The sequence below is a fragment of the Mycobacterium sp. genome (assembly GCF_040509115.1).
Classification (GTDB): Bacteria; Actinomycetota; Actinomycetes; order Mycobacteriales; family Mycobacteriaceae; genus Mycobacterium.
In genome coordinates this window covers 21,449-35,122 of the sequence record NZ_JBEVLO010000567.1, presented here as the reverse complement: position 1 = coordinate 35,122, position 13,674 = coordinate 21,449, and the positions used below count along the sequence as shown (strand labels likewise).

10 protein-coding genes are annotated in these 13,674 nt (G+C 69.3%); 8 read left to right on the top strand and 2 right to left on the bottom strand.

Features of this window, described 5'->3' with window-relative positions:
* Window positions 1-29 precede the first annotated feature (29 nt).
* Window positions 30-1,469, bottom strand: a complete 1,440-nt coding sequence (locus ABW137_RS37685) for an aromatic amino acid lyase (RefSeq protein ID WP_526408416.1) — start codon at window positions 1,467-1,469, stop codon at window positions 30-32.
* A 114-nt stretch (window positions 1,470-1,583) separates the two neighbouring features.
* On the opposite strand from ABW137_RS37685, the gene ABW137_RS37680 reads away from it, so the two are divergent.
* The 7 genes from ABW137_RS37680 to ABW137_RS37650 all read left to right on the top strand — a co-directional run bounded on the left by ABW137_RS37680 (window position 1,584) and on the right by ABW137_RS37650 (window position 9,443).
* On the top strand, window positions 1,584-2,261 hold the full coding sequence (locus ABW137_RS37680; protein ID WP_526408414.1) for an IclR family transcriptional regulator: 678 nt from the start codon (window positions 1,584-1,586) through the stop codon (window positions 2,259-2,261).
* The gene (gene hutU / locus ABW137_RS37675; protein WP_526408412.1) at window positions 2,258-3,934 is read left to right on the top strand and encodes a urocanate hydratase; all 1,677 of its coding nucleotides are present in this window, start codon (window positions 2,258-2,260) and stop codon (window positions 3,932-3,934) included. Before ABW137_RS37680 ends, hutU begins: the two co-directional genes overlap by 4 nt.
* Entirely contained in the window at window positions 3,931-5,157 is a 1,227-nt protein-coding gene (locus ABW137_RS37670; RefSeq protein ID WP_526408410.1) for an allantoate amidohydrolase, read from the top strand. The genes hutU and ABW137_RS37670 overlap by 4 nt, the downstream gene beginning before the upstream one ends.
* Window positions 5,154-6,512 carry a formimidoylglutamate deiminase gene (locus ABW137_RS37665; protein ID WP_526408408.1) on the top strand — a complete coding sequence of 453 codons (1,359 nt, stop codon included), beginning with the start codon at window positions 5,154-5,156 and terminating at the stop codon, window positions 6,510-6,512. Before ABW137_RS37670 ends, ABW137_RS37665 begins: the two co-directional genes overlap by 4 nt.
* On the top strand, window positions 6,509-7,687 hold the full coding sequence (gene hutI, locus ABW137_RS37660) for an imidazolonepropionase (protein ID WP_526408406.1): 1,179 nt from the start codon (window positions 6,509-6,511) through the stop codon (window positions 7,685-7,687). The genes ABW137_RS37665 and hutI overlap by 4 nt, the downstream gene beginning before the upstream one ends.
* A 98-nt stretch (window positions 7,688-7,785) precedes the next feature.
* Window positions 7,786-9,228 carry an MFS transporter gene (locus ABW137_RS37655; RefSeq protein ID WP_526408404.1) on the top strand — a complete coding sequence of 481 codons (1,443 nt, stop codon included), beginning with the start codon at window positions 7,786-7,788 and terminating at the stop codon, window positions 9,226-9,228.
* 20 nt (window positions 9,229-9,248) lie between these two features.
* A complete protein-coding gene (locus tag ABW137_RS37650) occupies window positions 9,249-9,443 on the top strand; it encodes a DUF1737 domain-containing protein (RefSeq protein WP_526408402.1) in 195 nt (64 codons plus the stop codon).
* Between the two features lie 6 nt (window positions 9,444-9,449).
* Here ABW137_RS37650 and ABW137_RS37645 read toward each other — a convergent pair whose 3' ends face one another.
* Window positions 9,450-11,093 carry a peptide chain release factor 3 gene (locus ABW137_RS37645; protein ID WP_526408400.1) on the bottom strand — a complete coding sequence of 548 codons (1,644 nt, stop codon included), beginning with the start codon at window positions 11,091-11,093 and terminating at the stop codon, window positions 9,450-9,452.
* A 130-nt stretch (window positions 11,094-11,223) separates the two neighbouring features.
* Between ABW137_RS37645 and ABW137_RS37640 the strand changes: the two genes are divergently transcribed.
* Complete coding sequence (locus ABW137_RS37640) at window positions 11,224-13,620, top strand: AAA family ATPase (protein WP_526408398.1); 2,397 nt, start codon at window positions 11,224-11,226, stop codon at window positions 13,618-13,620.
* The last annotated feature ends 54 nt before the right edge of the window (window positions 13,621-13,674 follow it).

Sequence of the window (13,674 nt, the reverse complement as noted above, 5' to 3'; positions counted from 1 at the left end):
CGCACCGAAATCCGGCCCCGCATCGACTGTTACTCGTCGTCCACCAGGCAGCCGAGTGCGTCGAGGATCGACTGAGCGGTCGAGAGATCACCGCGCAGGTCGCGGTCCTCGTCGTTGCGGGGCAGCTCCGCCGCCAACGCGAGTGCCTGGCCGATGGCGCCGGAGAAGCGATTCTCCAGACCACGCTGCCGCAGCAGGCGCACGGCGCCGACCAACTCGCAACACAGCAACACCCGGTAGGCGGCGACGGACCGCTCGAGTTGGAGCGTGGCCTGCGGCGCGAAGGTCGCGTCCTCCTCGGCGCCGCGGGACAGCACCAGCGAGCCGACCGATGCCGGTTGTGCGGCGTTGCGGATCTCGGCGATGGCGCCCGCCGCGACGTACTCGACCATCATCAGCCCGGACGAGCCCTCGGGGCCGCCAGCGAGGAACGCGTTGCCGCCGTTGCTATCTGGATCGTTGAGCATCCGCACTCGGGAGTACGTGATGGGTGAGGTCAGGGCAAGGGCCAGGGTCATGCCGTCCAGCTCGAGCGACAGCGACGCCTGGTAGAACGCGCCGTGATGGATGACGTCCTCTTCGCCGAACAGTGGATTCTCCTGCGCCGCGTTCAAGGTGCGCTCGACCTGCCTGGCCAGGGTGTGCAGGGAGGCGACCACGCTGGCCTGCGCCACCGGATACACCCGAAGGCCGTAGGGGTCTTGAATGCGGCTCGGCGCCCCGTCGGGGTGCTCCGCGGTGGTCAGCAGGCTCCGCAGACGGAAGGCGAGGTCCTCGACGCACGGCGCGGCAGCAGCGCGGGCCGCGGCGGGGGAGAACGTCGACGAGTTCCCTTCCAGGGCAAGGAAGCTCAGCAGATAGATGACGCTGGAGGCCTTGTCGAGGCGGGCGAGTTCGTCGAGCGCGAGGCAGGTGCGACCGATCGTCAGCGCGCTGCTGCTCATGAACGGCAGCGCGCTGTCGGGCCCCCACGGCGGCATCAAGGTCAGCGGTGCCGAGGCGGGCCGTTCGCCGATCAGCGTGAGCGCCGTGCCTGCCAGGGCCGCCAGGTCGCCGGTGCCGATGGACGCGTACTGAAGGATCTCGGGTAGCGCGTCGTCGTTGAGCATCCGCACCAGGCCGTCGAGGATGGCGGCGTCGAGGCCTGCGCCTGGCACGCACAGTTGGATGAGGCGGGCGGCGAGCATGGCGCGGACGGTCCTATCGCCCAGCGGCTCGCCCGCGTCGACGGCGTGGCTGCGCAGCAGTCGCATGCCGTACTCCGGGTCGTCGGCAGGAACGGGTGTGACGCGGTTGGCTCCGACCCCGGTGGTGCGGCCGTACGTCGGAATGCGGGCACTCAGGTCGGCGGCCTTCTCGTGCATGCGCGCGACCGCGTCGATGACCTGCGGGGCGACCGCGACCTTGTCACGACGGTCGGCGAGGGCCACGACGTCGGCGATGGTGCCGTTCCCGTTCAACTCGATCAATCCCAGACCTCCGTTCCCCGAGCACAACGCTGGCAGGACCATGATCGCCGAAAGGGTTGCATTCCGCTAGATAGCAGTTAGATTTCATCTAGTGGCAACATCGAGGAGGTGGCAGTGACGGATACCCCCACCCGGACCGTGGAACGGGCCCTTGCCCTCCTGGCCGCGGTGTGCGACCGGCGCGCCGCGAGTCTCGCCGACTGTGCCAGGGACTGCGACCTGGCCCCGAGCACCGCGCTTCGGATTCTGCGCACGATGGAGACGTCCGGATTCGTCGCCAGGGCGGAGTCTGGCCTCTACCGGCCCGGCAGTCGCCTCATCCAGCTCGGCGCCCAGGCGCTGTCCAACGAGTCGCTGGTCGACATCGCGAGGCCCGCGATGGAGGAGCTGGCGCAGAAGACGGGGGAGTCCGTCTACCTCAGCGTCGAAGGCCACCGCGACGCCGCGCTCTACATCGGCATCGTCGAGGGCACGCACTCGGTCCGGCACACCAGCTGGGTGGGTAGAACCGTGCCGCTCGACCAGTCGGCCGTCGGCCATGCGCTGCGCGGTGAGACTCCCGACGACGGGTTCGTGGTCGTCGAGCGTGGCGTCGAGGCCGACGTCACCGCCATCGCGTGCCCGGTGCACTCCGAGGCCAGGGTCGTCGCTGCGCTGAGCCTTGTCGTTCCCAGCTATCGGCTCACGTCGATCGAAGCCCGAGACCACGGCAGGCAGCTCGCGGACGCCGCCGCGCGCGTATCGACCCAACTGAGCAGTCCCACGCCGCATCTCATGGAGGAAATGTCATGACCGAATCGTCCGGAGTCTCCGGGCCCCGTCCCGTCCGTGCCGCGCGCGGATCCGAGATCTCCTGCAAGGGCTGGCAACAGGAGGCCGCCCTGCGCATGTTGATGAACAACCTCGACGCCGAGGTCGCCGAACACCCCGACGATCTGGTCGTCTACGGCGGCACCGGTCGGGCCGCACGCAGCTGGGCGGCGTTCGACGCGATCGTCCGCACGCTGCGGTCACTCGAGGACGACGAGACGATGCTGGTGCAGTCCGGTAAGCCCGTCGGCGTGTTCCGCACCAACGTGTGGGCGCCGCGCGTGCTGCTGGCAAACTCGAATCTCGTTGGCGACTGGGCCAATTGGGAGCAGTTCCGCAAGCTCGAGGCCGAGGGCCTGATGATGTACGGGCAGATGACGGCCGGGTCGTGGATCTACATCGGCACCCAGGGCATTCTGCAGGGCACGTTCGAGACCTTCGGCGCGGTGGCCCGCAAGAAGTTCGGCGGCACCCTGGCCGGGACCATCACCCTCACCGCCGGGGTCGGCGGCATGGGTGGTGCGCAACCGCTGGCCGTCACGATGAACGAAGGCGTCGCCATCTGCGTCGACTGCGACGAGACCCGGATCGACCGGCGCATCGCACACCGCTACCTCGACACCAAGGCGACGAGCATCGACGACGCGCTCGCGAAGGCCGTCGAAGCCCGTGATGCCAAGCGCGCCTTGTCGATCGGGTTGGTGGGCAACGCCGCGGAGGTATTCGAGGAACTCCTCGAGCGCGACGCGCCGATCGACGTGGTCACCGACCAGACCTCTGCGCACGACCCGCTGTCGTACCTGCCGGTGGGCATCGAGTTCGAGGACATGAAGAAGATGGCCGAGAAGGACGCCGTCTACTTCACCGAGCAGGCGCAGCTGTCGATGGCCCGCCAGGTCAAGGCCATGGTCGGGTTCATGGATCGCGGGGCCGAGGTCTTCGACTACGGCAACTCGATCAGGGACGAGGCGCGCAAGGCGGGCTATGACCGGGCCTTCGCGTTCCCCGGCTTCGTGCCCGCCTACATCCGGCCCCAGTTCGAGGAGGGACTGGGCCCGTTCCGCTGGGCCGCCCTCTCGGGTGACCCCGCCGACATCGCCGCCACGGACCGGGCCATCCTCGAGCTGTTCCCCGACAACGCGCATCTTCGCCGCTGGATCACCATGGCGGGTGAACGGGTGGCGTTCGAGGGTCTGCCCGCCCGCATCTGTTGGCTCGGCTACGGCGAACGACACAGAGCCGGACTGAAGTTCAACGAGATGGTCGCATCTGGCGAGTTGTCCGCGCCCATCGTCATCGGCAGGGACCATCTCGATTCGGGCTCGGTCGCCTCGCCGTACCGCGAGACCGAGGCCATGCTCGACGGGTCGGACGCGATCGCCGACTGGCCGTTGCTGAATGCTCTGCTGAACACCGCATCCGGGGCGTCGTGGGTCTCGATCCACCACGGCGGCGGGGTCGGGATGGGGCGTTCCATCCACGCCGGTCAGGTGTGCGTCGCCGACGGCACCGAGCTGGCCGCCGAGAAGCTGTCCCGGGTCCTGGTCAACGACCCGGGGATGGGCATCATCCGGCACGTCGACGCAGGCTATGAGCACGCAGCGCAGGTGGCCAGCGAGCGCGGCGTCCGGATTCCCATGCAGGAGAACGCGTGACGGCATTCGACACCCTCTGGCCGACCATTCTCGACGTCGGGCGGCATCCTGGCACCGGTGGCTACCGCCGCTTTGCCTGGTCGGATCCCGACTTGGCCCTGCGGGAGTGGTTCGTCGGATGTGCCGAGCAGCGCGGGATGGACGTCGAGGTCGACCGCAACGGCAACCTGTGGGCGTGGTGGCTGCCGCCCGGCTGGACGGGAGACCCGCACGGCGCATTCGTGACCGGGTCGCACCTGGACTCCGTGCCCGACGGGGGCGCGTTCGACGGACCGCTCGGGGTGGTGTCGGCGTTCGCTGCGGTCGACGTGGTGCGCGAGCGCGGGGTGGTGCCCACGATTCCCGTCGCGGTGGTCGCGTTCTCCGACGAGGAGGGGGCACGCTTCGGCGTGGCGTGCGTGGGCTCGCAACTGTCGACGGGGGCGCTGAGCGCCGACCGCGCCCGTGGATTGCGGGACAACGACGGAATCACGTTGGCGGAGGCGCTGACTCGGGCAGGCCGAAATCCGGAGCACCTCGGCGAAGACCCGGAGCTGGCGTCCCGCGTCGGGGTGTTCGTCGAACTGCACGTCGAGCAGGGTCGTGCGCTGGACCTGATCGGTGCGCCCGTGGCGGTGGCGTCGTCGATCTGGCCGCACGGTCGGTGGGAGTTCACGTTTCGTGGCGAGGCCAACCATGCGGGCGCGACGCGTCTGGTGGACCGGCGCGATCCCATGCTCGCCTTCGCCTCGTCCGTGCACTCGGCACGTGCCGAGGCGGCCGCACGCGACGCGGTCGCCACGTTCGGCAAGGTGATCGTGGCGCCCAACGGGGCCAACGCCATCCCGTCGGAGATCCGCGCCTGGCTGGACGCCAGGGCAGCCGACGAGGCCACGCTCACCGGGCTGGTCGACGGCATCTCCGCCGCCGCGTTGCGCCATGCCGATGGCGACGCCGTCACCCTCGAGGTGATCGCCGAATCCATCACGCCGATCGTCGAGTTCCCAGAAGGGCCGCGCACCCGCCTGGTGAAGTCCCTGCACCGCCTCGGTGAGATCCCCATCCTGCACACCGCCGCGGGCCACGACGCAGGCATCCTTTCGGCCCGGGTGCCCACCGCGATGTTGTTCGTGCGCAACCCCACCGGCGTCTCGCACTCACCGGCCGAGTTCGCCGAGTCATCCGACTGCAACGAAGGTGCGATCGCGCTGGCCGACGTGATGATCGACTGGGTCGGCCAGTGAGCAGCTGGTGGTGCCAGCACGCGTGGCTCGGCGGCGACACCGTCGAGGACGGCGTGCTGATCGAGGTGACCGCAGGACACATCACGTCGCTGCGGTCGAACGCTGCGCCGACGCCGTCGTCGAACCGGTTGTCCGGCTTGGTGATCCCCGGGCTGGGCAACGCCCATTCGCACGCGTTCCATCGCGCGCTGCGGGCCAGGACCCAGCGGGACCGCGGATCGTTCTGGACGTGGCGCGACCTGATGTACCGGGCGGCCGACCGGCTGAACCCCGACCGCTACCGACGGCTGGCCCGCGGCGTCTACGCCGAGATGGCATTGGCGGGCATCACGTCGGTCGGTGAGTTCCACTACCTGCATCACGACGTCGACGGCCGACCGTACACCGAACCGAATGCGATGGGGCACGCCCTGATCGACGGCGCCGCCGACGCAGGCGTGCGTCTCACTCTGCTCGACACGTGTTATCTCAGTTCGGCCCCGGACGGGACCCCGTTGCACGACGGACCCCAGCGGCGGTTCGGCGACGGCAGCGGCGACGGCTGGGCGCAACGTGTGGAAGCCCTTGCCCAGCAGGTCGGTACCCGCGCGGGATCCGGACCGGACGTGCTCGTCGGGGCCGCACTGCACTCGGTGCGTGGGGTTCCCGTCCAGCACATGCCCGCAGTGGTCGAGTGGGCTGCGGCCCACGAGCGGCCGTTGCACGTGCACTCCTCGGAGCAGCGGGCCGAGATCGACCAGTGCGTCGCAGTCCACGGCCGCACGCCGACCGCCGTGCTGCGGGACGCGGGCGTACTCGGCCCGCGGACGACCGCCGTGCACGCCACTCACCTGACGGCGGGTGACATCACCGCATTGGACGTCTCGGCGACGGGCGTGTGTTTCTGCCCGACCACCGAACGCGACCTCGGCGACGGGATCGGGCCCGCGCCCGAGTTGCTGAACACCCGCGGAACGTTCAGCCTCGGTTCCGACAGCCATGCGGTGATCGACCTGTTCGAGGAGGCCCGCGCCGTCGAACTCGACGAACGCCTGGCCCGCGAGGAGCGTGGCGTCATCTCCGCCTCGACGTTGTTGGAGGCGGCCACCATTGGCGGACAGCATGCGCTCGGCTGGACTGACGCCGGCCGGCTGGAGGTCGGGGCCCGCGCCGACTTCGTGGCCGTCGACCTGAACTCCGTGCGGACGGCGGGCGGTGGCGCCACCGTCGAGACCGTGGTGTTCGCCGCCTCCGCGCCCGACGTCACCGACGTGGTGATCGACGGCCGCGTGGTCGTGGCGGACCGAAGGCACGTCCTCGTCGATGCGGCCGCCGAGTTGTCCGCGGCGATCGCCGACCTAGTGGAGGTTCCGTGAGCACGCTGTACACCGGTATCACCGAGCTCGTCACCAACGACCCCGCGCAGGGCGACGGCAGCGCGCTGGGTGTCGTCTCCGACGGCGCCATCGCGGTCGAGGGCGACGTCGTCGCCTGGGTGGGGACGCGTGGTGATGCGCCACAGTGTGACGAGCACGTCGATCTCAACGGCGACAGCGTCATTCCCGGTTTCGTCGACAGCCACGCCCACCTGGTCTTCGCGGGCGACCGGTCCGCGGAATTCGCCGCCCGGATGAGCGGCCAGACGTATGCGGCGGGCGGCATCGCGACCACCGTGGCGGCCACCCGCGCCGCGGACGACGCGGCGTTGACCGCCGGTGTCGTGCGACTCGCGGGCGAGCTGCTGGCCGCAGGCGTCACCACCTTCGAGACCAAGAGCGGCTACGGGCTGACGGTCGCCGACGAGGCGCGATCGTTGGCCGTCGCGCGCCAATTCACCAGCGAGACAACCTTTCTCGGCGCACACGTGGTGCCGGCCGAGTTCCGCGACGACCGGGCGGGCTACGTCGACCTGGTCACGGGCCCGATGCTGGCCGCGTGCGCCCCTGACGCCCGCTGGATCGACGTGTTCTGTGACCGTGGGGCGTTCGACGTCGACGAGGCGCGCGCCATCCTCACCGCCGGAGAAGCTGCGGGCCTTGGGTTGCGCCTGCATGCCGGCCAGCTCGGCCCCGGCGCGGGCATACGACTCGCAGTCGAGCTCGGGGCCGCGTCCGTCGACCACTGCACGTACGCCTCCGACGACGACGTCGAGGCGCTGGCCGCGGGCACCACCGTGGCGACCCTGCTGCCGGGTGCGGAGTTCTCGACGAGGGCCCAATGGCCGGACGCTCGCCGGATGATCGACGCAGGCGTGACCGTCGCGCTGGCCACCGACTGCAACCCTGGCAGTTCGTACACCACGAACATGCCGTTCTGCATCGCCGTGGCGGTCAGGGACATGAAGTTCACTCCCGCGGAGGCGGTGTGGTCGGCGACGGCCGGGGGCGCCCGCGCCCTGCGCCGCGACGACGTCGGGACCTTGGCGCCCGGAAAGCGGGCCGACTTCGCGAGTCTGGACGCACCGAGCCACGTCCATCTGGCGTATCGCCCCGGGGTGCCGCTCATTCGCGGTGTCGTGAGGGGCGGCGTGGCGCACGGGTTCGCTGGTTAGCGTCACACCCGGGGCCGTCACTGGCACTAGAGTTCCCGCCAGAATCAGCGTTGCCATGTCCGAATCGCGAAAGGCGCGGCCACCAGAATGCGATCGTCGTGAGTCAGACCCCTTCCGCGACAGATTCGGACGGCGCGGGCGTGCTGTCCCAGCGCCAGGTCGTGTTCATGGTTGCCGCCCTCGTGTTGTCGGTCATCTCGTTCCAGCTGAACGCCACCATGCTCGGACCGGCCTTCTACGACATCGAGACCGAGCTCGGCAAGGGTTCGTTCGCGGCGATGTCGACCTACTTCTATCTGGCCGGGGCGGTCGCGAACGTCGTCCTGATCCGGTGGAGCGACTACATCGGCCGCAAGCGGGTCTTGCTCGCGATCATGGCGCTGCTGTGCGTGGGCACCGTTCTGTGCGTGGTGGGCACGTCGCTTCCCGTTGTACTTGCGGGTCGCGTCATGCAGGGCGCCTGCAACGTCACGTTCGGACTGGCGTTCCTGATCATGCGAGAACGCCTCAGCGGAGCCACGTTTGGCGTCTGCTGCGGTGTGGTCACCTCGGTCAACGGTGGCGTGGCAGGGGTCGACGCCCTGCTCGGCGGGTTCCTGGCAGACCGCTTCGGTTACCGTTCGATCTTCATGCTGATCCTGGTGATTGGCGTCGGGGGCATCGCGTTCGGCTGGAGGGCAGTGCCGTCGGACGAGCCGGGCCGAACGGCGTCGGGGCGGATGGATTGGGTGGGCGCCGCCCTGATCGGGTTGGGTGTCGCTGCGCTGATCCTGTTCATCTCCAGTGGCGGGGACTCGGGCTGGTCCTCGCCGCTGGCCCTGACGTTCATCGTGGTCGCGATCGTGGCGTTGGCCTTGCTCGTCATGTTCGAAAAGCGGGTGGCCGAAAAGCGGGTCGCCACACCGCTGGTCGACATCGACCAGATGCGGTCGCGCTACGCATGGCCGTTGATCGCGGCGACGACTCTGAACATGGCGTCGTTCATGGTGATCGTCGGCTTCATCATCCTGAAGATCGCGGAGGACCCCGACTCGGGGTTCGGGCTCGACGGGACGACGACGGCGGTCCTGTTCCTCACCCCCGGTGCGGTGGTGCAGCTGATCACCGCACCGTTGATCGGCCGGCTCGCCGTGCGGATCGGCTTCGTCACGGTGCTGCGGGCGGGGATCGTCGGCTCGATCGCGGTGACCGCGCTGCTCGCCGTGTTCGCGCAGAACCGGAGCGCGCTGATTCTGCTGATGGCCGCGCTGGGATGTGCGTTCATGGGGGTGACGCTCACCGCGATGAGCGTGCTGGGTGTCACGCAGGCCCCCGAGGGCAAGCCGGGGTCGCTGCCCGGCATCAGCAACGCCGCGTTCGGTGTCGGCTCGTCGATCGGATTCGCATGGGCCGGACCGGTCGTGGGATCGGGCACGGTGGGCAGTTTCACCACCGCGCTGTGGATCTGTGCGGCGATCGGCGTCGTCGCCCTCGGGTTCAGCCTGGTGCTCAGGCCGCGGGCCCTCGAGACGGGCCCGACCGTCGTCGCCGTCGCGCACTGACGCTCTGGCACCATCGGGTCATGTCGGAACCACCGAACGGACTCCCGCGGTACCGCCTGCTGACCGGACCGGACGACGAGGCGTTCTGCCGACGGGTCAGCGACGCCCTCGAGCTCGGGTATCAGCTGTACGGCGACCCGGCGATCAGCCTCGACGCTGGGCGCGCCGTCGTGGCCCAGGCGGTCGTCTGGAACGAGATCGTGCGGTACGTCTGAGGCGTGTCAGTCGTCGCCCGCGGCGACCAGTGACGTGAGCTTCACCGACGGGTTGTCCCGCTGGAAGCCCTCCAGGCGCCACTTCGTGGAGAACAGCACCAGGATCACGCCGTCGGTTCGGGTGAAGACCTCGACCGAGGGTTGGCGCGCCAAGAACTCGACGTCGTCGGGATCGGCGGCGCGCGCGACCGTGTAGGGGAGCGGCTCCAGGGTGATCGGCGCGTTGAGCTCGCCAGCCATCCGGTGGCTGGCCACCTCGAACTGCATGGGGCCGACGGCGGCGAAGACGGGCGCCTGATCGCCGCGGCGGTCCGACCGGAGGACCTGGACGACGCCCTCCTGCTCCATCTGTTCGATGCCCTTGCGGAACTGCTTGTGTTTGCTCGGGTCGGTGCCGCGCGCGACGGCGAAGTGCTCTGGCGAGAAGCTGGGGATCGGCGGGTAGTGCACGGGGACGTCGCGGTACAGGGTGTCGCCGGGTCGCAGCACGTTGGCGTTGGCGAGCCCGATGACGTCACCGGGCCACGCGGTGTCGAGCGTCGAACGCTGTTGTCCGAACACCGATTGCGCGTACTTGGTGACGAACGGCTTGCCGGTGGTGGCGTGAGTGAGCACCTCGCCGCGCTCGAAGGTTCCCGAGCAGACCCGGGCGTAGGCGATGCGGTCGCGATGCGCGGAGTCCATGCCCGCCTGCACCTTGAACACGAAGGCACTGAACGGCGCTTCCGCCGGGCGGCGGTTGCCATCGACGTCGAGCTGCCCGTGCGGCGACGGGGCGAGCTGGACCAGGACGTCGAGCAGCTGGTTGACGCCGAAGTTCAGCGCGGCCGAGGTGAACAGCAGCGGCGTCGTCGCGCAGCCAAGGAAGGTGTCCTGGTCGTAGTCGGAACCGTCGGCCGCCAGCAGTTCGGATTCCTCGACGGCGTTGTCCCAGTCGATGCCCGCTTCGTCGTGCGCGGCGTCGGGGGTGAGGTGTTCCTCCGGGGCGGCCTTGGCGCCACCCGCGGTGCGGGTGTAGCGGATGTAGTTTCCGGTGCGGCGGTCCAGCACGCCCTTGAAGTCGCCGGCGATGCCGACCGGCCACGTGAGCGGGGTGGGTCGCAGGCCGATGCGGGACTGGATTTCGTCGAGCAGTTCCAGGGCGTCGCGGCCTGGCCGGTCCCACTTGTTGATCACGGTGATGATCGGGATGCGGCGCAGCCTGCACACCTCGAACAGCTTCAGCGTCTGAGGCTCCAGGCCCTTGGCGGCGTCGATGAGCATCACGGCGCAATCGACGGCCGTGAGCACCCGGTAGGTGTCCTCGGAGAAGTCGGCGTGGCCGGGGGTGTCGAGCAGGTTGATGACGCAGTCCTGCCCACTGGGCGCGCGGTAGGGGAACTGCAGCGCCGTCGACGTGATCGAGATGCCGCGCGCCTTCTCCATGTCCATCCAGTCCGACACGGTGGAGCGGCGCCCCGCCTTGCCGTGGATGGCGCCCGCCTCGGTGATGACGTTGGCGTGCAGCACCAGCGCCTCGGTCAGCGTGGACTTGCCTGCGTCGGGGTGGCTGATGACGGCGAACGTGCGCCGTCGGCGGGCTTCTGCGGTGATGCGGTCTGCCGCCCGCTCGTCGGCGGCGGTCATGACACCTGGGGCATTCTCGGTCATTGCACCCTCGATGGTATTGGCCGGGCCGGGTCAACCGATAATCGCGGCGCCACGAGTGGCCAGTTACGACACGCTTTCCGCCTTGAAGCGTGCGATAAGTGGCCACTGGGGGCGTGAGACGATCGCACGGATGAGCGGGGACACGAGGGCGGCGCGCGAGTTCGTCCTCACCGACGAGTTCGCCACCGCGCTCGCACTCCTCGAAGGAGGCCGCCACGTCTTCCTCACCGGCAAGGCGGGCACCGGCAAGTCCACGCTGATCCGTCGATTCATGGCGGAGACGGAGCGCAACGTGGTGGTCGTCGCCCCGACCGGCATCGCCGCGCTCAACGTGAACGGCTACACCGTGCACCGGCTGTTCGGCTTCACGCCGACGACGTCGTTGGACGAGGTGCGCTCGGGCAGCTACCGGCCGGGCCGCTTCACGAAGACGTTGGCGGCGCTGGACACGCTGATCGTCGACGAGGCGTCCATGGTCCGCGCCGATCTGTTCGACAAGCTGGCCGCCGCACTCGAACGGTTCGGCCCCGTGCCGGGCACGCCATTCGGCGGCGTGCAGATCGTGCTCGTCGGCGACCTCTATCAGTTGCCGCCGGTGGTTCAGGAGGCCGAGGCCGACTACTTCGCCACCCGCTACGCCACGCCGTACTTCTTCTCCGCGGACTCCTTCCGCCGCGACGACTTTCCGACGGTGGCTCTCACGACGGTCTTCCGCCAGCTGGGTGATGATCGAATGACGGCCATCCTCAACGAGATTCGTGAGGGCCTACTCCTCGGACACGCGCGAGAGCAGCTGAATGCCAGAACGGATCCCGACTTCGTCCCGCCCGACGACGAATTCTGGCTGACGCTCGCGCCGACCAACCGGCTGGTGTCGGCCCGCAACCGTCAGCAGCTGGAGCGCCTTGCCGGCGAGGAGATCCTCAGCCACGCCAGGCAGGCCGGTGACTTGAGCCTCTTCGATCCGCCCGTCGACGAGGTGCTGCGGTACAAGATCGGCGCCCAGGTGATGATGCTGACCAACGACCCGTCCGATCGCTGGGTGAACGGCACCCTCGGTCGCGTCGTGGGAGAGATCACCGGCCGCTCGGTGCTCGTCGAGTTCACCGACGGCGAGACGGTGGAGGTCACCCCGTTCACCTGGGAGGCCACCCGCCCCGTCGTCGACGGCGGCGCACTGCGCCACGACGTCATCGGCACGTTCACGCAGCTGCCGTTCAAACTCGCGTGGGCGATCACCATCCACAAGAGTCAGGGGCAGACGCTGGACCGGATGGTGGTCGATCTCACCGGCGGCATGTTCTCGTTCGGCCAGCTCTACGTCGCGCTCAGCCGGTGCACGTCGATGAAGGGCCTGGTTCTGAAGCGGCCGGTGCTGCCAAAGGACCTCAAGACCGATCGGCGCATCGCCCGCTTCCTCAACGACGCGGTGGCCGACGGTCACGCCCGCCGCTACTGCGCCATCGGGATCCTGACCGTCGGCGACGAGGGTCGCATGTCGCGACCTCGACCCGTCGAGCTCGCCGTCGCCTTCGACGACGGCACCGCCGTCACCACCGTCGTCAATCCGCAGCGCGACCTGGCCGACGCCAGGCAGGCATACGGGATCACCGCATCCGACGTCCTGCTGGCGCCCACGCTGGCGGAGGCGTGGGGGTTGATCGCGCCGATGCTGGCGGGGTGCACGCCGGTCGGGGTGGGGATCGACGAGGTGCTCGGGCTCGTCGACTTCGAGCTCAAGCGCCTTTCTCTGGTGACCGCGATGCCGATGGGCATCGACCTGCCCGACGCGGGTCTGGAACCACGGACGCGTCGAGACCTGGCCGGGCGCACCGCCCTGGAGCGAGCAACGGCGATGCTGAAGGCCCACGACCGGGTCGGCGGCACCGACGCGGGCTCCACGCCATTCGCCGAGCCCGAACCGGTCGAGGCGTTCTCGGGTCACCTGGTGAGCCGCGACCACGACATGCCGACGCCCCATTCGCAGCAGCGTCCGGCGTTGTCGGCACTGCTGCACGTCAGCCGCAGCGTCGGCGGCATCCTGCTGGGCCGTGAGAGCGCCGCCGATGTGCGGGTGCGAGCGATCGATGACACGCCGTGGTTGGCCGCGGCCCGCCAGTCGGTGGCCGATCAGCTCAAGGCCGCCGCGGCGCGGGTCAGGCTGACCGAGGAGGCGATGGCGCGGCTGCTGGAGGCCGAGATGCTGCTGGGCGTGGAGATCGTCGACGAGTCCGTGCACGCGGCGTTGGTCGGGGACGACATCGCCGCGGTCCTGATGCCCGGGGTGCGGGTGTGCTTCACCGGGATGGCGGAGGATCCGCAGGGTCGCGTGGTGTCACGTGACGAGATGAAGCGGCTTGCGCAGCTCAAGGGCCTGGTGCCGGTGGAGACGGTGTCGAAGACCCGATGCGACGTCCTGGTCACCGCCGAGGTGGGCACGCAGTCCGGCAAGGCGCGAAAGGCGCTGGAGTTCGGCAAGCCGGTGTTCTCCGCCGAACAGTTCTTCGCGTGGACGGATGCCACGTGACCCGCGTTTTCCAGTGATTCGGGCGCGCTAACGTTCGCGCACCGAACGTTTACG